The sequence below is a fragment of the Mycobacterium tilburgii genome, from assembly GCF_902168065.1.
Taxonomy (GTDB): Bacteria; Actinomycetota; Actinomycetes; order Mycobacteriales; family Mycobacteriaceae; genus Mycobacterium; species Mycobacterium tilburgii.
This window is the reverse complement of sequence record NZ_LR655697.1, coordinates 72,507-93,325: the sequence shown is the minus strand read 5'-3', so window position 1 is coordinate 93,325 and position 20,819 is coordinate 72,507. Positions and strand designations below refer to the sequence as shown.

Sequence of the window (20,819 nt, the reverse complement as noted above, 5' to 3'; positions counted from 1 at the left end):
CACTGGCCGCCCCCGAGGTCCCCACCCCGGTCCCGGCAACGACCATCGTCCCGCCCCCGGCTGCCTCCCCGGCACCGGCGGGCACCCCGGCCTCCGCGTCTCCGGCACCGGCGGGACAACCGGCCTCCGCGTCTCCGGCACCGGCGGGACAACCCGCGCCCGTCGACCCCAACGCCGCGCGCATCACCAACCCCGTCGGCGGCTTCAGCTACATCCTGCCCGGCGGCTGGGCGGAGTCGGATGCGTCGCACCTCGACTACGGTTCGGCTCTGCTCAGCAGGATGATTGGCCCGCCGCCGGCGCCCGGCCAGCCCGCGCCGGTCGCCAACGACACCCGCATTGTGATGGGACGGCTCGACCAAAAGCTCTACGCCAGCGCGGAAGCCGACGACACCAAGGCCGCCGTCCGGCTCGGCTCCGACATGGGCGAGTTCTTTATGCCGTATCCGGGCACGCGGATCAACCAGGAATCAACCCCGCTGGTCGGCGCCAACGGGATCACCGGTAGCGCGTCGTTCTACGAGGTCAAGTTCAGCGACCCGAGCAAGCCGAACGGACAGATCTGGACCGGCGTCGTCAGCGCACCCGGGGCGTCCACCGCCGGACCACCGCAGCGCTGGTTCGTGGTGTGGCTGGGGACCAGCAATAACCCGGTGGACAAGGTCGGCGCCAAGGCACTGGCCGAGTCGATCCTGCCGTTCACCCCGCCGCCCGCTCCGGGAGCACCCACACCGGCGCCCGGGCAAGCGCCGGCCAGTGAAGTGGCGCCCGCCCCGGAGCGCAGCTATACCGCCTGAATTCGCCGACGATTGGCCACACCCGCGCGGGTATATCTCCTTCGTCCCGTCTGTAGCTAATACTCGAAGGAGCCGGTCGCGGTTTGCACATCATCTGGCTAAATTGTTTTGGTCTGGTCGCGCGTCTTCTCGTCCCGGGCAAACAGCCCATGCAGATCCGTGGCGGACGCGGCTACGAGACTGCGGAGTCGCTCGGCGCGCGCGGCAAGCGCGGTCCCCGCCAAGCAGGCGCTGCGCGATCTGCGGATCGACTTCAATCTTCGAGGGGTCCAGCGGGATCATGCGGCTGCTCATCGCCCGCGAGGCCGTCGACGCCCACCTGAATGCGGCCGGTGACCTGGCCAAACCCGATACGGGGTTGCGTGAGAAGGCCGCCACGGCGGTCGGTGCGAGCGGATTCTACGCAAAGTGGTTGCCCCAGTTGGTGTTTGGTGAAGGGCAGCGCCTCAGGGCTTACAGCGAGTTCGGTCCGCTGGCCACGCACCTGCGTGTCGCCGATCCGATGTTGGGCAAACAGGCTTACGCGCTGGCCGAAATGTTCTGTCGGCAAGCGACTTTGCGTGTCCAGGCCTTGTTCGAGGCGTTGTGGACCAACACCGATAACGGTGATGTGGATCTGACCCGTGAGGTGCTGCAGGGCCGCTTCACCTGGCTGGAGGACGGGATCGTCGACCAGTCGGAGGGCACCGGGCCGTGGATCGCGCATTGGGAGGCGGGCAAGTCGACCGAGACCAACTTAGCTCGCCGGTTCCTGACGGCCTCGGTGTCGACGGGCTCGACGGCGCATTAGCACAATTGTCGGCATGCCCACCTACGTTGCCGGCGCCGGCGAGTTCACCCGTGACACCGACTACATCAGCACCCGCATCACCGCCGACGGCGCGACGGCTATTTGGTGGAACCGGGCCGGTACGGGCTGGTGGTCGCCCGGGCCTGTCCGTGGGCTAACCGCGCCATCATCGTGCGGCGCTTACTAGGCTTGGAAGATGTTCTCTGCATTGGGTTTTGCGGATCCACCCACGACGAACGCAGCTGGACTTTCGACCTCGACCCCGGTGGTGTCGACCCGGATCTGAAGATCCCGCGGCTGCAAGACGCCGCCTTCAAACGGGTCCCCGATTACCTCAAAGGCATCATCGTCCCGGCCATTGTGGACGTGCCCACCGGCGCCGTCGTCACCAACTACTTCGCGCAGATGACGCTGGACTTCTCCACCGAATGGACCGCCTATTACCGCGAGGGGCGCCCCGGCTGTACCCGGAACACCTGCGTGCCGAGATCGACGAGGTGAACAAGTCGTCTACACCGAGATCAACAACGGCGTGTACCGATGCGGATTCGCCGGCTCGCAGGAGGTGTACGAGGCCGCCTATGACCGACTTGTTCACTGCCCTGGACTGGGTGAGCAATCGCCTGACCACCCAGCGATACCTGGTGGGCGACCCACCATCACCGAGGCCGACGTGCGGCTGTTCACCACCTTGGCCCGCTTCGACCCCGTCTACCACGGACATTTCAAATGCAACCGCAGCAAGCTCAGTGAGATGCCGGTGCTGTGGGCTTACGCACGGGATCTGTTCCAGACGTCGGGCTTCGGCGATACGACCGACTTCGTTCAGATCAAACAGCCCTACTACATCGTGCACTCCGACATCAATCCGACCGGGATCGTGCCGAAGACCCCGGAGCTCGCCGGCTGGCTTTCGGCGCATGGCCGGGAAGCGTTGGGCGGCCGACCTTTCGGCGACGGAAGTCCTCCCGGCCCGACGCCCGAGGCGGAGCGGGTGCCGGCCGACCACGGCGCCTGGGGTTTGTCGGGCCCGAACGTCGACTTGTTGTGCCCAAACGCTCCGAATCTCCCCGACGACTCGACGTTCGATGCATCAAAGTCGATAACCGGCGGCCAGCAGGGCTGCACTGGTGTCGCCACGATGACGTCGGGACGGTGACGCACCATGTCGGCGCTCACTCGGAGGATCGCCCCGCCCCGCGCCTGCAGCTCGGTCAGTCGATCGATGTCTCGCGTCCGCTGCGCCGGGTCGGTCCAGTGTTGGGCCCCGTCGAAGTTCCACGCCGACCTTCCATTCCTCCCACCCCATGTCGATGCGCGCTATACCGCACCCCAGTCGTTGAGTACCTTGATCTGTGTTTGCGTCCGCGGTAATCCACCGCCCACAGGGATCAGCCGGGTCTTGGTTTCGTAGGGCGATTCGGCGCCGGCGTCGGTCAGGAGCAGCGCTTGTCGTAATTGCACCACACCACGCGCTCCGCAATGCCGGTCGGCCAACAGTTCGACGCGGCCGACTTCAGCTCAGTTGCGTGCATCACGCGTCACGACGAATAACCGCCCTGGCCAAACCTTTTCGCCTGACCAGATCGAACACCGTGCGCGCCGGCGTGGTCATAGTGATCCCGTCGCGCACGCAAACCTCATCGTCGTCGAGCGCGTCACTGTGCAAGATGATGCCGCGCACGTTGTCTCGACTGCGCCGGTTCGACTCGGCCGGCAGCCAGTAGTCGATCCATGCCGTGCGGTGTAGTGCAGCCGCCGACAAGCCGGCCAGCGACGCCGAACGCCCCGACCACAGCCACGCGGCGAACCGCTCACGTCACGGGTATCAGTTTTGTTCCTCGCGGGATGTAAACGTTGCGAACCGGTTCGAAATCGGGTCTGCAACCGATGCGGCGTGAGGAGCCCGGCTGCCAGCGCTTCATCCTCTGGACGGCCACTCTAGGTTATGCATGCCGACACAGTGCCCCGCTGCCCCGACAGATGCGGTCCAACGTCGACTTGTTGGGCCCAAACGGCCGGAACTTCCCCAACAACTCGACGTTGGGAGAAGGTGTCGGTCGACGTTGGGCGTTAAAAGACGGTCCGCACTGACCATTCGGCGTGCGGGACGTCGTGCAGCTCGCCCGACGGATCGACCACCAACGTCAGCAGCTGCACCACGATTCCGGTCAGCTGGCCGCGATGCATGTCGACCGAGGGGATCGTGACGGCAGACCGGGTATTGGGCCGGAACATGGTGGTGGTGGTGTTGGCGGGATCCTCGTACACTTGCAGCAGCCGCCACGGCGCGCGCGAAATCGCGTCGGGCACCGAGAGTAGCACCGGGTCGCGGCCGTTGACGTGTAGTTCGCCTTGCGCCTGCGGTTCCTGACAGTCGTTGAGGTTGAGCACGTTGCAATACATGTAGGGTCCGACGCGGACCAACTGTCCATGCGAGTATGCGCTGATCTCGGGCGCCGGTGGGCCGGGCTTGTGCAGCAGCCACCAGGTGCCGACGACGGCACCCCCGGCCAACAGCACCGCCGCCACGACGGCGGCGGCCACACCACGTTTCACTGCGGCGCCGTCGTGGTCATGCCGGGGTCCCGGGGCATGCCTTCTTGTTCGATCATCACCGGCCGGTTACCTCCGAGACCCGGGATCAAGGAGTTGCCGCGGAAGCTGACCACGGTCTGCGCCAACCCCAGGATCAATATCGCGCTGATGGCCGTGAAGCCTACCCACAGCTCGGTGTAGACCAGAACTCCCAGCGTCCCGCCCAGCACCCAGGCCAACTGCAGCGTCGACTCGGAGCGGCCGAAGCCTGACGCCCGGGATTCCTCCGGCAGGTCGTCCTGCAGCGAGGCGTCCAGCGAGGCCTTCGCGATCGCGCTGGCACCTGAGGTGACCAGGGTGGCGATCGCGGCCGCCGCCAGGGTTCCCGCCACCGAGGCGGTCAGGGCCACCGCGCAGACGGCCACCGTGCAGCGGACGACGAGCACCGCGGGCCGCCCCAGTTTCAGCCGTGCGCTTATGAAGTTGCCGACGAAGTTACCGATCCCGGCCGCGGCGCCGATGATGCCCAGCATCGCGAGCTGCACCCACCCGTCGGCGTCGTGCGCCTTGGCGACGAACGCAGGGTACAGGAACAGGAAACCGACCATCACCTTAATGGTGCAGTTTCCCCACAGTGAGGTAATGATGTTGCGGCCCAACGGTTGTCGCAGCGCCCCGCCGACCTTCTTGAACTCCCCGTGCCAGTGGTACCGCTGCGGCTCGCTGTCCTGATGATAACTCAGGGTGGCGGGGACCTCGCCCGCGGTCACCTCCACCCACCGCGGAATCCGCATCGACAGCATGGCGCCGGCGACGGTGACCGCGACGACGACGAACAACGCCCCGGGCAGCTTGAGCAGGTGGGTACCGAGGAACTCGACACTGCCAGCGATCGCGCCGCCGACGATGGTGCCGCCGAGCAGACCGAACATGGTCAGCCGGGCGTTGACCCGGACGAGGTCGATGGTCGGCGGCATGACGCGCGGTGTCACCGCGCTGCGCAGCACGCTGAACGACTTCGAGAACACCATCATGGCCAGCGCGCAGGGATAGAGCACCCAGGAGGGGAAGCTGCCGCTCTCGCCGTCGTAGTTCATGATCAGCAGCACCGCCAGCGCGGTCCGCAGCCCGAACGACAGCGCCAGCGCGACGCGGCGGCCGTGCTGTAGCCGGTCGAGCGCCGGGCCGATCAACGGGGCGATCACCGCGAACGGCGCGATGGTGATCAACAGGTAGAGCGCCACGCGGGATTTGCTCTCCCCGCTGGCCGCGGCGAAGAATAGGGTGTTGGCCAGCGCCACGGCCATCGCCGAGTCGACGGCGGAGTTGGCGACCACCGGCCAGGTCAGCGCCGTGAGACCGGACTTGTCGGCGCCGTCGGCGGTGGCCGCCCGCTGCACCATCCAGTACATTCGCGATCCCATCTCCCGGCTGCGCAGGGCGGCGGCGCGGGTGACGGTGATCCGTGCCCCGGACGCGGGACGGCGCGGCAGTGGTGCGGCGCTGCGGTCCGATTCTTTCTGCCGGCCGAGCGGGAGCAGATAGCGATTGGCGCTGGGCGGAGGTGGCGGGCGGCGGGTGCGTCGACCCGAGTCGTCGGTCGGGTAGTTGGCCATGCCCGGATGCTCATTCGACACCCCGGTGCGGGTGCGGCGGCCCTGGTAGGGGCCCAACCGGCCCGCATCATCACGCCGTTGTCCAGACACGAATCAATTCTGTCTCATGGCGAGGGTCAACCGGGCGTGGCTCGCCCAACCTAGTATTGGAGACGCAATGCATGGAGACGAAAGCGTGACCGGACCCGTCGAGGAATCCGCCGTGGCAACCGTGGCCGAGTGGCCCGTCGAGTTGGCGGCGGTGCTGCGGGGTGCGGTGGACCAGGCCAGGGCGGCCGTGGTGGAGTTCAGCGGCCCGGACGCGGTGGGGGATTACCTGGGCGTCAGCTACGAGGATCCGAACACCGCGACGCACCGGTTCCTGGCGCATCTGCCCGGTTACAACGGGTGGCAGTGGGCCGCCGTCGTTGCCGCCTACCCCGGCGCCGGGCAGGCCACGATCAGCGAGGTAGTGCTGGTCCCCGGGCCGACGGCGTTGCTGGCGCCCGAGTGGGTGCCGTGGGAGCAGCGGGTGCGGTACGGCGATTTGAGTCCGGGCGATCTGCTGCCGCCGGCCGCCATGGACGAGCGGCTGGTCCCGGGCTACACGTTGAGCGGTGACCCGCAGGTCGACGAGACCGCTGCCGAAGTCGGGTTGGGCCGGCGGTGGGTGGTAGGCCCGTGGGGTCGCGCCGAGGCCGCCGAGCGGTGGCACACCGGCGACTACGGCCCCGACTCGGCGATGGCGAGATCCACCAAACGTGTGTGCCGCGACTGCGGTTTCTTCCTGCCTCTGGCCGGATCGTTGGGGGCGATGTTCGGGGTGTGCGGCAACGAGCTGTCCGCCGACGGACACGTCGTCGACAAGGACTACGGGTGTGGCGCGCATTCGGACACGCCCGCCCCGGCGGGTAGTGGATCGCCGATGTACGAGCCCTACGACGACGGCGTGCTCGACATCATGGAGCCGGCCCCCAGGTGCCCGACGTGACGGACGTGTCCCGAGCCGAAACCGATGGAGCATGCCGGGGCGCCCGAACCGGAGTCGAGCGACTCCGCCTAAACCACCTAATCCACTGGGGAGTCACCACCTAATCCACTGGGGAGTCACCACCTAATCCACTGGGGAGTCACCACCTAATCCACTGGGGAGTCACCACCTAATCCACTGGGGAGTCAATGGACTAGCCGTTCTCGGTGGCCGCCTTGATCTTGGCCAGCGAGGCGTTCATGCCCTCGACCAGTTCCCGCTCGAAGTTCGCCGTCCTGCCGAACAGCAGGTTTATCGCCATGTTGGAATACGCGGTGACGCCGTTTTCGGCATGCCGGCTCTCGACCACCCGGGTCCCGTGGTCGCGCGGCTCGAGCTCGTAGCTCCAGATGGTTCTGTTGGTGCCGATCCGGAAACCCAGCTTCTGCTGCGGAATGACCTCGACGATCGTGGCGGTCGTCGGCCAGTACGCGTGGAAGCGCCGGTTCAGGTTGAGCGTGCGCGTCCCCGGGCGCAGCGGACCGAACGCCTTCATCCAGCGGCACTGCGGACTCCACTCCGGCATCCGTCGCAAGTCAGCCACCAGGTCCCACACCTTCGCCGGTGGTGCGTCGTTGTCGATCTGCGCTTGCAACAGCGGGGCTACCATAGCTCTTTCGGTTCTCGTTCGTCGCACCTAGTCACGGTCGAGAAAGGCCTCCAACCCGGCCTGTGCGCCGCGTTCGCCCCGGCGGGCGCCGGCGAGCTGCAGCAAGAAGATCGACGTACCCAGCACGCCAGTGCCCAGCCCGGCCAGCGCCACCGGCCGCCAGCTCTGCAGCGACGGAACGAGGAACGCGGCGATGGCGACGCTCAGCCAGCCCAGGGCGCCGATGGTGATGAACGGCCACGCCCGGAGCAATGCGGGCGGCAGCGTCGGCGGCTGCGGGCTGGGGCAGGGTTCGGCGCTCATTGCGAACAATCTACCTAGCGCCGGCGTGAGCACGGCACCGACGTCTGTGGTGCAGCGAAGCGCGTCACATGCCACCTTCGCCGTTTCTCGGCGTCGAAGGCGCCCGGACCATCGCCGTGCTCGAAGGGGTCAACGACCACGAGAACCTGGGCTCGATCTTCCGCAACGCGGCGGGGCTGGGTGTCGACGCGGTGGTGTTCGGCAGTGGCTGCGCCGACCCGTTCTACCGTCGCGCAGTGCGGGTGTCGATGGGGCATGCGCTGCTGGTGCCCTACGCGCGGTCCACCGACTGGCCCGCCGATCTGGTGAGGCTGCAAGATCGCGGCTTCCGGCTGCTGGCAATGACTCCGGACGACACCGCCCGCCCGCTGGCCGAAGCGATGCGGGAGGCGCGCGACGACCGCGTCGCCGTGGTGGTGGGTGCCAAGGGGCCCGGGCTCACCCTGGCCACCCTGCGCCTGGCCGACGTGCGGGTGCGCATCCCGATATCGCGGGGAACCGACTCGCTGAACGTCGCTACCGCCGCGGCGCTGGCGTTCTACGAGCGGGTCGCCCGGTGACGATGCGGCCCGTGGCGCGGCCGGACCCGCGGCCCGGCGTTCGGGTTAGGCTCGCCGAGTGAGCGACAAACTCGGCAAGCAGGGCCAGTCTGTGCCCTGGGCAACGGGTTTGACGGTGACGGGATTTGTCGCCTCAGTGACCGGGGTGGCGATTATGGTGCTGAGCCTCGGGCTGATCCGGGTGCACGTGCTGCTCGCCGTGGGGCTAGACGCGGTGGCCGCCGGCGGCCTGGCGCCGACGTTGTGGGGCTGGCGGCGCACGCCGGTGCTGCGTTGGTTCGTGCTGGGTGCCGGGATCGGCGTGACCGTCGCGTGGGTGGCGCTGCTCGCGCACACCCTGTCCTAGTCAGTCCGGGTCAGGTCCTTGCTAGCGCTGTCCGCCCGAGCGCACGCCGAGCAGCACGTCCTCCCACGCCGGGATGACCGGCTTGCCGCGACGGCTGTGCACCGGCTGCCGTTGCCGGGGTTCCTCCGGCGCCTTTGGCTCCGGGAGCGCCGGCTCCGGCGGATCCGACGAAACGGGTGCGCGGGGCTCGTCGAACTCGACGTGGGCCACGGGCGCAAGGGGTCGCAGCGGTCGCTCGAAGTCCGGGTCGATCAGTTCACTGGCGCCGTCGTCGATGGCGGTGACGGTTCCGCCGTGCGCGCCCGGCGTGAAGTGGAAGTGCGCCAGGTTGTCGGAGTGGCCGACCTTCCACGCCAATAGCACGGTCCACCGGTTGTCTTCGTTGCGCCACGCGTCCCAGCTGAGTCCGGTGGGGTCTAGGCCGCGAGTGACCATCGCGGCGCTGACGGTTTCCAGCAGCGTCATGACCGCGGGCCCGTCCGCGAGCATGGGATGCGCCGCGGTTGCCAGCTCGGCGGCGCGGAACCGCTCCAGCAACACGGGATGGGCGAACCGCCGCACCCGCGAAATGTCGGAGCCGGACGCGGCGGCAACTTGCTCGACGGAGGCACCGGCGCGGATCTTGGCCTGAATTTCTTTGGGGCTCAGCATGTTGGTCACCTCGATGTCGAGGTGCGGTTGCTCGAGCGGCTCCGGTTTCTTGTTCAGCAGATCCCGTAGCCGGTCGTTGGCTGCCACCTTGAATTGCTCCGCGGGAGCATCACCCTCGCAGATGATGTATTTGCTGTTGGCGTCGAGCCCAACCACTTTGAGTTCCCGCATGGCTTCTCCTCGCAGGCTTCGTACAGGTCGGCTCCAATTTCTAGGGACCCATCACTCTGCCGCACTCTAGTCCAGCTAACGCCCACACCTGTGCTGACACGCTGGGTGGTTGCGCCTCGATGGTGGCCGCGACGCTACAAACGCTCGACCACCCAGTCGACGCACTGGGTCAATGCGCTGATATCGTCGGGGTCGACGGCGGGGAACATCGCGATCCGCAACTGGTTGCGACCGAGTTTGCGGTACGGCTCGGTGTCGACGATGCCGTTCGCCCGCAAAGTCTTGGCGACGGCCGCGGCGTCGACCTCGTCGACAAAATCGATGGTCCCCACCACCTGGGAGCGCAACGCCGGATCGGCGACGAACGGCCTGGTGTACGACCGCTCCTGCGCCCATGAGTATAACCGCTGCGATGAATCCGCCGTGCGTTTGACCGTCCAGTCCAGTCCGCCGTTGGCGAGCATCCAGTCGAGTTGCTCGGCCATCAATGCGAGGGTGCCGATCGCGGGGGTGTTGTATGTCTGATCTTTGAGGCTGTTGTCGATCGCGATCGGCAGCGACAGGAAGTCGGGCACCCAACGACCCGAGGCGGCGATGGCCTCGACCCGGGCCAGCGCGGCGGGGCTCATGATCGCCAGCCACAGGCCGCCGTCGCTGGCGAAGTTCTTCTGCGGCGAGAAGTAATAGGCATCGGTGTCGGCGATGTCGACGGGCAACCCGCCGGCACCCGACGTCGCGTCGATGACGACCAGCGCGTCACCCGAGCTGGCCGGGCGGCGGATCGGAACCGCGACACCGGTCGACGTCTCGTTGTGCGCCCATGCGATCGCATCGACCGACGGGTCGGTTTGCGGCTCCGGGGCGCTGCCGGGCTCGACCTTGACCACGATCGGGTTGCCGACGAACGGGTTGTTGGCGACCGCGGAGGCGAACTTCGCGCTGAACTCCCCGTAGGTCAGGTGCAGCGACCGTTTGTCGATGAGTCCGAAGGCGGCCGCATCCCAGAATGCCGTGGCACCGCCGTTGCCCAGCACGACCTCATACCCGTCCGGCACCGAAAACAGCTCGGCCACGCCCTTGCGCACCCGCCCCACCAAGTTCTTGACCGGCGCTTGCCGGTGGGAGGTGCCGAACAGGGCCGCGGCAGTGGTGTTCAACGCCTGCAGTTGTTTGGGCCGAACCTTCGATGGACCGCAACCGAAGCGGCCGTCGCGCGGTTTGATGTTTGCGGGGATCTGGAGCTGGTCAGCCATGCTCACCAGGGTAGTGAGCGGATCTGGCAGGGCGATGCGGCGGCCCGTTTGTTCCGCCACCCCAGCTGCTATGCACCAGCGGGCAACGGTCCGACGCCCCGTCTGGCCTGTGATGCAGGTCGCCCAACCGCGGTGACCCCCCGTCAGGCAACAGAGTCTCACAAAGGGCCTAGCTAATTCCCGGTACCTGCGGTACCGTTTTGGACATTGCACGTCCAAATGTAAACCTCGTTGGGGAGGCTTGGATATGGCCAGGACGCGAATGGTCCGGCGGTGGCGCCGCAATATGGAAGTGCGCCACGACGCCGAGTACGTGAAGTCGCTCGCCACACTGTCTGAGGGGTCGGTGCGGCGAAATTTCAACTCGTACACCGATATCGATTGGGATTCCCCGGAGTTCGCCGTCACCGAGAACGATCCCCGGTGGATTCTCCCGGCGACCGACCCGTTTGGCCGCCACCCCTGGTATCAGGCCCAGTCCGAAGAACGCAAGATCAAGATCGGCATGTGGCGCCAGGCCAACGTGGCCAAGGTCGGCCTGCACTTCGAGTCCATCCTGATCCGGGGTCTGATGAACTACACGTTCTGGGTGCCCAACGGATCGCCGGAATACCGGTACTGCTTGCACGAATCGGTCGAAGAGTGCAACCACACCATGATGTTCCAGGAGATGGTCAACCGCATCGGCGCCGACGTGCCGGGCATGCCACGACTGCTCAAGTGGATCTCGCCGCTGGTTCCGTTGGCGGCCGGGCCGTTGCCGGTGGCCTTCTTCATCGGCGTCCTCGCGGGTGAGGAACCGATCGATCATACGCAGAAAAATGTTCTGCGCGAAGGCAAGTCGCTGCACCCGATCATGGAGCGGGTGATGGCGATCCACGTCGCCGAGGAGGCGCGGCACATCTCTTTCGCGCACGAGTTCCTCCGCAGGCGCATACCGGAATTGAACAAGCGGCAGCGGTTCTTCACCGCGCTGTTCCTGCCGTTGACCATGAAGGTGCTCTGCCGGGCAATCGTGGTGCCGCCCAAGCAGTTCTGGCGCGAGTTCGACATCCCGCGCGAGGTCAAAAAGGAACTGTTCTTCCGGTCTCCGGAGTCGCGCAAGTGGATGTCCGACATGTTCGGCGATGTGCGGATGCTGGCCTACGACACCGGGCTGATGGACAACCGATCGGCGCAGCTGATGTGGCGCCTCTGCAGGATCAACGGAAAGCCGTCGCGCTACCGCAGCGAACCGCAACGGCAGCACCTGGCCGCCGTGCCGGCCGCCTGAGGACCGCGAGTTCCGTTATGCCGCACGTGATCACCCAGTCGTGTTGCAACGACGGGTCCTGCGTTTTCGCCTGCCCGGTGAATTGCATTCACCCGTCGCCGGACGAACCGAGCTTCGCCACGGCCGAGATGCTCCACATCGATCCGGATGCCTGCGTGGACTGCGGTGCCTGCGTGAGCGCGTGCCCGGTGGGGGCGATCGTCTCCGACAACCGGCTCGACGCCAAGCAGCTGCCGTTCGTCGAGATCAACGCCTCGTTCTATCCCGACCGGCCCACGGACGTGAAGCTGCCGCCGACGTCGAAGCTGGCGCCGGTGCTGCCGGCCCCGCAGGTGTGCGCCCGCCGCCGGCCACTAACCGTTGCGATCGTCGGATCCGGGCCGGCGGCGATGTACGCCGCCGATGAACTGCTGACCCAGCACGGCGTCCGGGTCAACGTGTTCGAAAAACTGCCCACGCCTTACGGTTTGGTGCGTGCTGGAGTGGCGCCGGATCATCAGAACACCAAACGGGTCACCAACCTCTTCGATCGGGTCTCGCGTCACCGTCACTTCCACTTCTACCTCAATGTCGAGGTCGGCAAGCACCTGAGCCACGCCGAGTTGCTGGCTCACCATCACGCCGTGCTGTACGCGGTCGGCGCGCCCAACGACCGACGGCTGGATATCGACGGCATGGGGCTGCCGGGGACCGGCACCGCGACCGAATTCGTCGCGTGGATCAACGGCCACCCCGACTTCAGTGATCTGCCCGTCGATCTCAGCCATGAGCGGGTGGTCGTGATCGGCAACGGCAACGTCGCCCTTGATGTTGCCCGGATGCTCACCGCTGACCCGGAGGATCTAGCCTGCACCGACATCTCCGACCGCGCCCTGGCCGTGTTACGTACCTCGGCGGTCCGCGAGGTTGTCATCGCGGCGCGCCGGGGTCCCGCGCACTCGGCGTTCACGTTGCCCGAATTGATCGGGCTCACAAAGGCATCCGACGTCGTGCTCGATGCCGGCGACCACGCGCTGGTGGCGCGTGATCTCGCGGCCACGACGGACCGGCTGACGCGACACAAGCTCGAGATCGTAAGCAACCTGGGCGACAGCACGGTGCCCGGGGGCGGCCGGCCCCGCATCCGGCTGGCGTATCAGCTCACCCCCGCACGCGTGCTGGGCGAACGCCGTGCGACCGGTGTGGAATTCTCGGTGACCGGCACCGGCGACGTGCGCCGCATCGATGCCGGCCTGGTGCTGACCTCGATCGGCTACCGCGGCAACCACACTCGCGATCTTCCCTTTGACGAAGCGGCTGCCGTGGTGCCTAATGCGCAGGGCCGTGTCGTCGACCCCGACTCCGGTCGGCCGATGTCCGGTGCCTATGTCGCGGGCTGGATCAAACGCGGGTCGACGGGCTTCATCGGCACCAACAAGTCCTGCGCGCTGCAGACGGTTCAAGCGCTGGTCGCCGATTTCAACGCCGGGAAGCTGACCGATCCCGTCGGCCAGCCCGCGGCACTGAACGAGCTGGTGCACACCCGGGCGCCCGACGTCGTCGACGCGGCGGGATGGCGCGCCATCGACGCCGCCGAGATCGCGCGTGGTCTCGACGACGGGCGGGCGCGCAACAAGTTCACCGCGCTGCACGACATGCTTGCCGCCGCCGCGGCTGCGCAGCCGGCGCCTCCGCGCCGGCTGCTGGCGCGGCTGCTCGGATCACCGGTCGACATCGCGGCCTGGATTTCCTCCGGGCTGACCTCACGCACCGGTTGCTCCAGCGACCAGTGGTGGCCGAACGGGTCCGCGAGCACCCCGTAGCGGTCTCCCCAGAACTGATCCGCCAGCGGGGCGACGACCGTGGCTCCCGTGTCCATCGCGCGCTGGAATTTGGCGTCGATGTCGGTGACCGTCAGATGGATCGTCACCGGTGTGCCGCCCAACGACTTCGGGGTCATCGACTAGCCGCCGCACGTCTCCGGGAAGTCGTCGTTGCGCATCACCAAAGAGCCGTTGATGCGGAGCGCGGCATGGACAAGTTTGCCGTCCGGCCCCGACACTCGTCCGAGCTCCTCGGCGCCAAATGCCTTGACGTAGAAGTCGATCGCCGCGGCGGCGTTGTCCACCATTAGGTGCGGGGATACTGCGGGTTCGATGTTGATGGCCATTGCGGTCTCCTTGCTGTCGTGGCGCGGACCGGCCTCGGGGGAAGGCCGGCTCGCGGTATTGACTGCCACAGCGACGCAAACTCATCGCGGTCTTATCGTGGACCGGACCATTCAATCGCCGGGCACCGACAGAATTCCTCAGGCGTGGGAGAGCACGCGGTCCCAGCCCTCGACGGATTCGGGGCTGCGCGGTCCCGGCCCCACGTAAATGGCCGACGGGCGCACCAGCTTGCCGAGCCGCTTTTGCTCGAGGATGTGCGCACACCATCCCGCGGTGCGCCCGCAGGTGAACATCGCGGGCATCATGTTCGCCGGCACCTGGGCGAAGTCGAGGATCACCGCGGCCCAGAATTCGACGTTCGTTTCGATGGCCCGATCCGGACGGCGCTCGCGCAGTTCTGTGAGGGCGGCCTGCTCCAACGCGACCGCGACTTCGTGGCGTGGGGCGCGCAGTCGCTCGGCGGTCGCGCGGAGCACCCGGGCTCGCGGATCCTCCGCCCGGTAGACGCGGTGACCGAACCCCATCAACTTGTCGCCGCTGTCCAGCATCTTCTTCACCAGGCCGCGCGCGTCGCCGGTCCGCTCAACCTCTTCGAGCATGGGCAGCACCCGGGCCGGCGCCCCGCCGTGCAACGGCCCACTCATCGCCCCGATCGCGCCGGACAGCGACGCGGCGACGTCGGCTCCGGTGGAGGCGATCACCCGCGCGGTGAACGTCGAGGCGTTCATGCCGTGCTCGGCGGCCAACACCCAGTAGGCGTCGATGGCCTCGATGTGCCTCGGGTCGGGGTCACTCTGCCAACGGGTCATGAAACGTGCTGTCACCGTTGGGCATTCGTCGATCACGCGTTGCGGGACGGCAGGTTGATAGATGCCGCGCGCGGACTGCGCGACATAAGACAGTGCCATCACCGAGGCGCGGGCCAGCTGGTCGCGGGCGGTGCCCTCGTCGGTGTCGAGCAGCGGCCGGTATCCCCAGATCGGGGCCAGCATCGCCAGGCCGGCCTGCACGTCGACGCGGACGTCGCCGGTGTGGATCGGCAGGGGGAACGGCTCGGCCGGCGGCAAACCGTGACCGAATCTACCGTCGACCAGCAGGGCCCAGACATCGCCGAAGGTGACCTGCTGATTCACCAGATCTTCGATGTCGACCCCGCGGTAGCGTAGCGCGCCACCATCTTTGTCCGGCTCGGCGATCTCCGTGGTGAACGCGACCACACCTTCGAGGCCGGGGACGAAATCTTCCGGGACCAGAGTCATGGGAAAATTCTCGCACTCCCGCTCCGGGCCGATGCTACCGGCCGGTAGCAAGCGCCGGTAGCGTTGTGCCGATGGCAGGCCCAGACCCTGTAACCGACCAAGAGCACTTGCAGCGAATGCGCGTGGAGTACGGCTCGGCCGAGCGGGACGGCAGTTCCGATCTCGATGCCTCCTGGCTCGACGACGGTTGGCTTGGGTTGTTGCGCACCTGGATTGGCGACGCCGAGCGGTTCGGCGTCGCGGAGCCCAATGCGATGGTGCTGGCGACCGTCGCAGACGGCCAGCCGGTCACCCGCACGGTGCTGTGCAAGAGTCTCGATGAGACGGGGATCACTTTCTTCAGCAACTACGACTCGGCCAAGGGTCTCGAGCTGGCGCGGACACCCTACGCGTCGGTGACGTTCCCCTGGTACCTGCTGGGGCGGCAGGTTCACGTCCGGGGCGCGGTAACCAAGGTCGACTCGCAGGCCACCCAGGACTACTGGTCCAAGCGGCCGCGCGGCTCACAACTGGGTGCCTGGGCGTCGCATCAGTCGCAACCGATCGCGTCGCGGCCGGCACTGGTCGAGCAGCTCGCCGAGGTGACCGCGCGCTTCGCGGACCACGAACAGGTCCCGCTCCCCTCCAACTGGGGCGGATATCTGATCGCACCCGAGGTGGTCGAATTCTGGCAGGGGCGAGAAAATCGGCTGCACAACCGGATCCGGGTGGCCGGCGGGAAGGTCGAGCGGCTGCAGCCCTAGCCCGCAATACCGGGAGTGATAATTCCCTCACTGCGGCGCCCGAATCGTCGATTACCTGCGCTGCGCGATCATCAACACAGCACGATAAGGCCTGGTTCGGCGGCCCGTGCGCGGTCGGCTGAGCGGACCCGACCCCGCACGGGCGCGCTGCCGCCACAACGACTACCTTCAGCTATACGCACCTAGTCAGAGGCAGCCATATCAGCCAGAGCGCAAAGGGGTTCTCGTGGCCGACAGCTACGACACCGCAAGTTTGAAATACCCGGGCGGTGAGATCGACCTGCAGATCGTTAATGCCACCGAAGGAGCTGACGGTATTGCTCTCGGCCCGCTGTTGTCGAAGACCGGCTACACGACCTTTGACAACGGACTCGTCAACACGGCCGCGTGTAAGAGTTCCATCACCTACATCGACGGCGACGCGGGGATCCTGCGCTATCGCGGTTACCCGATCGACCAGCTCGCCGAGAAGTCGACCTTTATCGAGGTTTCTTACCTGCTTGTCTACGGCGAGCTGCCGACCAGTGAGCAGCTGGCCGATTTCACCAAGCGCATCCAGCTGCACACGATGCTACACGAGGACCTGAAGCGGTTCTTCGACGGCTTCCCGCGCAACGCGCACCCGATGCCAGTGCTGTCCAGCGCCGTCAACGCGCTGTCAGCGTACTACCCCGATTCGCTCGACCCGATGGACTGCGAGGACGTGGAGCTCTCGACGATCCGGCTGCTGGCCAAGCTGCCGACGATCGCCGCGTACGCCTACAAGAAGTCCGTTGGGCAGCCGTTCCTCTACCCGGACAACTCCATGACGCTGGTGGAGAACTTCCTGCGGATGACGTTCGGGCTGCCCGCCGAGCCGTACCACGCCGACCCCGAAGTGGTGCGGGCGCTGGACATGCTGCTGATCCTGCACGCGGACCACGAGCAGAACTGTTCGACGTCGACGGTTCGGTTGGTAGGCTCCTCGCAGGCCAACCTGTTCACCTCGATCTCCGGTGGCATCAACGCGCTGTGGGGGCCGCTGCACGGCGGCGCCAACCAGGCGGTGCTTGAGATGCTCTCCCAGATTCACGAAAGCGGCGACGACGTCAGCGAGTTCGTACGCAAGGTGAAGAACCGCGAAGAGGGCGTGAAGCTGATGGGCTTCGGCCACCGGGTCTACAAGAACTACGACCCGCGGGCCCGCATCGTCAAGGAGCAGGCCGACAAGATCCTGGCCAAGCTCGGGGGCGACCCGCTGCTCGACATCGCAAAGCAGCTCGAAGAGGCTGCGCTGACCGATGATTACTTCATCGAGCGCAAGCTGTACCCGAACGTCGACTTCTACACCGGGCTGATCTACCGGGCGCTGGGCTTCCCGGTGCGGATGTTCACCGTGTTGTTCGCGCTGGGCCGGCTGCCCGGCTGGATCGCGCACTGGCGTGAGATGCACGACGAGGGTGACAGCAAGATCGGCCGTCCGCGCCAGATCTACACCGGCTACACCGAACGCGACTACGTCGGTATCGACGGGCGGTAACGCTCCTACCCGAGCGAGGCTAGCACCGCCATGGCGGCGTTGTGCCCTCCGATACCCGATACGCCGCCACCGTGCCGACTACCGGCCCCGCACAACATGATTCGTTGGTGGGCGGTGGCCACACCCCAGCGCCGGGCCGACGTATCCAGCACCTCGCTGTCATCGGCGTACGGCCACGACAGCGCGCCGTGAAAGATGTTGCCGCCGGTCATCGCCAGGGACTGCTCCAAATCCCGTGTGGTCGTTGTCTCGATGCATGGCCGGCCCTGCGCGTCGCTGCTCAACACATCCTGAATCGGTTCGTCCAGAACGGAATTCAGCGATGCCCGCACCGATTCGGTGAGGTTGTCGCGGGATACCGGTGGGTCGGCGTGCAGCAATGAGTGGGGTGTGCAGGCTGAACACCGTCATCGTCTGGGCGCCCGCCTTGCGCAGCCCGGCCTACAGGATGCTCGGGTCGGTCAGCGAGTGGCAAGAGGCTTCGCACGGCAACGGGTTCGGTAGCACCGCGGCGTCGGCGCGGGTGTAGGCCGCATCCAGTTGGCACCACGTCTCGTTGACGTGAAACGTCCCGGCGAACGCCTGCTCGGGGCGCATCGTGGTGTCGCGCAGCCGGGGCAGGCGCAGCAGCACCGTGTTCACCTTCACCTGCGCTCCCGGGGCTAGCGGAGGCTCTTCGTCGAGAAGTCCGGCCAGCACCGCCGGGGCGTCACGCCGGCCAACACGAACCGGGCGCGTAGCCGGTGTTCTTCGCCGTCTCGCCGGAAACACACCAGGCCGTCCGGCTGTACCTGGAAAACCTATGCGCCGGTGGCGATTTCGGCGCCGTGGTGCACGGCCGCCGCGGCCAGGGCGGCGGTTACCGCCCCCATTCCGCCGATCGGGACGTCCCAGTACCCGCCGATCAGGTGGTAAAGAAAGCAGATGTTCTGCCGCAGCGACGTCTCGTCGAGACGGGGGTAAAGATACCGATCAGCGCTTCGGTGGCGATCACCCCGCGGACCAGGTCGTCGCGCACCGCCTCGGCGATGGCATGTCCGATCGGCTCGTCGACCATCGCCCGCCACGCCGTGGCGGCTTCGGCGTCGTTGCCGTCCAGGACGAGCCGGCGCGCCTGCTCGCGGGTGCGCACCGGTTCCAGCAGCGTCGGCCAGAGCCGCTCGGTCATCAGCCGGCGGCGCCAATGGCGCTGAAGGTGTTGCCGGGTGATCCGATCAGCAGACCGTCGCGACCGCCGCTTGCGGGATTGGGGGTGTACGACGACACCGGCCGCGTGGCCAGCGGTATCCCGGCGCCCAAGTCGGTGGCGATGCGGGCGGGCAGCAAGCTGACCAGGTAGGAGTACCGCGAGACCCGGATGTCGACCCCGTCGAAGGGCTGCACGGAAACCACGGCGCCGCCGACCTGGGCCAGCCGCTCCAGCAGCCGCACCCGCAGACCGGCTCGGGCCAGGTAGCCGGCCGCGACCAGCCCGTTGTGGCCTCCGCCCACGACCACCGCGTCACAATCGACGTCATCGTCGGTCCCGTCGTCGAGGGGCATCGCTAACTTAGGTAGCCCCTCGACCTGGCCGGCGGGACGCACCGACGCCTCCCGCGGGTCACCACCGGTTTCACGCAGCGCACGACGCTGCCGCAGCAGATCCCAGCATTGGTCGAGTTCGACTTCGAGCCGGCGCAGCCCGCTCGTGCTCCTCGGACTCGCTGATATCGCTATGCAGCAGGCCGCGCCGCAGGTCCTTCTCCTCGGCCACCAGGGAGCGAATGCGCGCCAGGGTGTCGCTGTCGGTCGGTTTGCTGCCATCGCTCATCGCTCCAGTGTGCCCGACGCGCGTGTTGGTAACCCCTGCCGACGGTGAATTTCCCAGCCGCCCAGGGCGTCAGCGCGGGGCGGGCAGCCGCAGCAGTAGCCGGGCGCCGCCCAGCGGGCTCTCTTTCAGCGAGGCCGTGCCGCCGTGCAGGTGGGCCTGCTGGGCGACCAGCGCCAGCCCCAGCCCTGACCCGGAGTGCGACGCCGTCGACCCTCGGGAGAACCGCTCGAACACCACATGCCGCTCGTTTTCGGGCACGCCGCTGCCGTTGTCGTCGATGGCGATCTCCACACCGGCTCGCGAACTGACCGCCGACAACTGGACCCGGGTCGCACCACCGTGCTTGACGGCGTTGGCGATCGCGTTGTCGACCGCGAGGCGCAGCCCGGCCGGCAGCCCGACGATGATGCAGGTGGGGGAGGGCACCAAGGAGACATCCAGGCCGGGATAGATCCGGGATGCGTCGTGGGCGGCGCGGTCCAGCAGCTCGGTGACGTCGACGGGTACATGGTCGTCCGAGGTGGACAGTTCGCCCTGGGCCAACCGCTCCAACGCGGTCAGCGTTGCCTCGATCCGGGACTGGGTGCGGATGACGTCGTTGAGCACCTCTTTGCGCTGATCATCCGGAAGATCCAGGGTGGACAGCACCTCCAGGTTGGTGCGCATCGCAGTCAGCGGGGTGCGCAGTTCATGTGAGGACACGGCGGCGAAGTCGCGGGCCGAGGACAGCGCCTCCTTGGTCCGGTTCTGCTCGTCCCAGATTCGCTGCAGCATGCCGCGCATGGCCTCGGCGATCTCGACGGCCTCGGTGGCGCCGTGCACCTCGACCCGCGGCGCCTCGTCGCCGGTGTCGATCAGTCGGGTCTGCTGGGCCAGCTGTTTGAACGGGCGCACCGCGAAGGACGCCAGCAGCCAGGCGAACACCGTCGACGCGAAGATGGCGAACCCGCAGATCAGTAGAACCCGGCGATGCAGGTTGTTGGTCTCTGCCAGCGTGGTGTCGTAAGTCGCGCCGACCGCCAGCGAGGTCGGCTGCGGCCCGGGGATCTCAACGGTGCGCACCCGGTAGCGCACACCGTGGACGTAGGTGTCGGCATAGTCGACGTCCAGCTGCGGCAGTGTCACGTCGGAATTCGACTTGACCTGGCTGCCGCGTCGGATCGTCATGATGGCGTCGCGGTCGTTGGGCGAACGGGGGATCTCCTCCAGGCCGCGGGGCAGGAACGGCAGCGCGAAGCCGGCGGTCTCGTCGAGCCGGCGGTCCAGCCGTTCCTTGCGGTCGTTGGTGATGCCGACCCAGACGACGGTGCCGACGATTAGCACCGGGATCGCCGCACCGATGGCTGTCGCGAGCACCACCCGGGTCCGCAGCGACGGGGTACGGGCCAGGATCCGCGACAGGAATTTCATGGCGGTGGCTG

The 20,819-nt window shown here is 67.2% G+C and carries 14 protein-coding genes and 8 pseudogenes; 10 read left to right on the top strand and 12 right to left on the bottom strand.

Going from position 1 to position 20,819, the window contains the following annotated elements:
• From FQ389_RS05870 to FQ389_RS05860, 3 genes and pseudogenes are all read left to right on the top strand, one after another.
• Nucleotides 1–797: APA family fibronectin-binding glycoprotein (locus FQ389_RS05870; protein WP_144206338.1), on the top strand; the 797-nt coding region annotated here is incomplete at its 5' end.
• A 137-nt stretch (nt 798–934) separates the two neighbouring features.
• Nucleotides 935–1,587: pseudogene (locus FQ389_RS05865) on the top strand (acyl-CoA dehydrogenase family protein); the annotation flags it as partial.
• A 13-nt stretch (nt 1,588–1,600) separates the two neighbouring features.
• Nucleotides 1,601–2,602 (top strand): annotated as a pseudogene (locus tag FQ389_RS05860) (glutathione S-transferase C-terminal domain-containing protein); the annotation flags it as partial.
• A 122-nt stretch (nt 2,603–2,724) separates the two neighbouring features.
• Here the strand turns inward: FQ389_RS05860 and FQ389_RS22165 are convergent.
• The 3 genes and pseudogenes from FQ389_RS22165 to FQ389_RS05845 form a co-directional block, all read right to left on the bottom strand.
• Nucleotides 2,725–3,541 (bottom strand): annotated as a pseudogene (locus tag FQ389_RS22165) (hypothetical protein); the annotation flags it as partial.
• A gap of 119 nt (nt 3,542–3,660) precedes the next feature.
• Complete coding sequence (locus FQ389_RS05850) at nt 3,661–4,146, bottom strand: DUF2771 domain-containing protein (RefSeq protein ID WP_144206337.1); 486 nt, start codon at nt 4,144–4,146, stop codon at nt 3,661–3,663.
• Nucleotides 4,143–5,798 carry an MFS transporter gene (locus FQ389_RS05845; protein ID WP_144206345.1) on the bottom strand — a complete coding sequence of 552 codons (1,656 nt, stop codon included), beginning with the start codon at nt 5,796–5,798 and terminating at the stop codon, nt 4,143–4,145. The genes FQ389_RS05850 and FQ389_RS05845 overlap by 4 nt, the downstream gene beginning before the upstream one ends.
• Nucleotides 5,799–5,916: 118 nt before the next feature.
• Here FQ389_RS05845 and FQ389_RS05840 point away from each other — a divergent pair, with 118 nt between their 5' ends.
• The gene (locus tag FQ389_RS05840; protein WP_144206336.1) at nt 5,917–6,711 is read left to right on the top strand and encodes a DUF3027 domain-containing protein; all 795 of its coding nucleotides are present in this window, start codon (nt 5,917–5,919) and stop codon (nt 6,709–6,711) included.
• A 193-nt stretch (nt 6,712–6,904) separates the two neighbouring features.
• Here the strand turns inward: FQ389_RS05840 and FQ389_RS05835 are convergent, their stop codons facing one another.
• Both FQ389_RS05835 and FQ389_RS05830 read right to left on the bottom strand, forming a co-directional pair.
• Nucleotides 6,905–7,360: an SRPBCC family protein gene (locus FQ389_RS05835; protein ID WP_144206335.1), complete on the bottom strand. Its 456-nt coding sequence runs from the start codon at nt 7,358–7,360 to the stop codon at nt 6,905–6,907.
• 27 nt (nt 7,361–7,387) lie between these two features.
• Nucleotides 7,388–7,663: a DUF2530 domain-containing protein gene (locus FQ389_RS05830; RefSeq protein ID WP_144206334.1), complete on the bottom strand. Its 276-nt coding sequence runs from the start codon at nt 7,661–7,663 to the stop codon at nt 7,388–7,390.
• A 92-nt stretch (nt 7,664–7,755) separates the two neighbouring features.
• On the opposite strand from FQ389_RS05830, the pseudogene FQ389_RS05825 reads away from it, so the two are divergent.
• Together FQ389_RS05825 and FQ389_RS05820 are read left to right on the top strand one after the other, a co-directional pair.
• Nucleotides 7,756–8,223 (top strand): annotated as a pseudogene (locus tag FQ389_RS05825) (TrmH family RNA methyltransferase); the annotation flags it as partial.
• Between the two features lie 58 nt (nt 8,224–8,281).
• The gene (locus FQ389_RS05820; protein ID WP_144206333.1) at nt 8,282–8,569 is read left to right on the top strand and encodes a DUF2537 domain-containing protein; all 288 of its coding nucleotides are present in this window, start codon (nt 8,282–8,284) and stop codon (nt 8,567–8,569) included.
• 21 nt (nt 8,570–8,590) lie between these two features.
• Here the strand turns inward: FQ389_RS05820 and sepH are convergent, their stop codons facing one another.
• Nucleotides 8,591–9,391, bottom strand: coding sequence for a septation protein SepH (gene sepH / locus FQ389_RS05815; RefSeq protein WP_144206332.1), 801 nt, complete (start codon nt 9,389–9,391; stop codon nt 8,591–8,593).
• A gap of 134 nt (nt 9,392–9,525) precedes the next feature.
• On the bottom strand, nt 9,526–10,644 hold the full coding sequence (gene serC / locus FQ389_RS05810) for a phosphoserine transaminase (RefSeq protein ID WP_144206331.1): 1,119 nt from the start codon (nt 10,642–10,644) through the stop codon (nt 9,526–9,528).
• 247 nt (nt 10,645–10,891) lie between these two features.
• Here serC and FQ389_RS05805 point away from each other — a divergent pair, with 247 nt between their 5' ends.
• On the top strand, nt 10,892–11,917 hold the full coding sequence (locus FQ389_RS05805) for an AurF N-oxygenase family protein (RefSeq protein ID WP_144206330.1): 1,026 nt from the start codon (nt 10,892–10,894) through the stop codon (nt 11,915–11,917).
• 17 nt (nt 11,918–11,934) lie between these two features.
• Nucleotides 11,935–13,626: pseudogene (locus FQ389_RS05800) on the top strand (FAD-dependent oxidoreductase); the annotation flags it as partial.
• Here the strand turns inward: FQ389_RS05800 and FQ389_RS05795 are convergent.
• Nucleotides 13,623–14,066: pseudogene (locus FQ389_RS05795) on the bottom strand (VOC family protein); the annotation flags it as partial. The pseudogenes FQ389_RS05800 and FQ389_RS05795 overlap by 4 nt on opposite strands.
• A 138-nt stretch (nt 14,067–14,204) precedes the next feature.
• Complete coding sequence (locus FQ389_RS05790; RefSeq protein ID WP_144206328.1) at nt 14,205–15,326, bottom strand: citrate synthase 2; 1,122 nt, start codon at nt 15,324–15,326, stop codon at nt 14,205–14,207.
• 71 nt (nt 15,327–15,397) lie between these two features.
• Between FQ389_RS05790 and pdxH the strand changes: the two genes are divergently transcribed.
• The gene (gene pdxH / locus FQ389_RS05785; RefSeq protein ID WP_260860525.1) at nt 15,398–16,069 is read left to right on the top strand and encodes a pyridoxamine 5'-phosphate oxidase; all 672 of its coding nucleotides are present in this window, start codon (nt 15,398–15,400) and stop codon (nt 16,067–16,069) included.
• Between the two features lie 226 nt (nt 16,070–16,295).
• Nucleotides 16,296–17,588 (top strand): citrate synthase, encoded by a 1,293-nt coding sequence (locus FQ389_RS05780; protein ID WP_144206327.1) that lies wholly within the window; start codon nt 16,296–16,298, stop codon nt 17,586–17,588.
• Between the two features lie 5 nt (nt 17,589–17,593).
• Here FQ389_RS05780 and FQ389_RS05775 read toward each other — a convergent pair.
• The 3 genes and pseudogenes from FQ389_RS05775 to FQ389_RS05765 form a co-directional block, all read right to left on the bottom strand.
• Nucleotides 17,594–19,130, bottom strand: a pseudogene (locus tag FQ389_RS05775) (phytoene desaturase family protein).
• Nucleotides 19,131–19,145: 15 nt separating this feature from the next.
• A pseudogene (locus FQ389_RS05770) lies at nt 19,146–19,398 on the bottom strand (DUF2630 family protein); the annotation flags it as partial.
• A 69-nt stretch (nt 19,399–19,467) separates the two neighbouring features.
• Complete coding sequence (locus tag FQ389_RS05765; protein WP_144206326.1) at nt 19,468–20,808, bottom strand: sensor histidine kinase; 1,341 nt, start codon at nt 20,806–20,808, stop codon at nt 19,468–19,470.
• Nucleotides 20,809–20,819 lie beyond the last annotated feature (11 nt).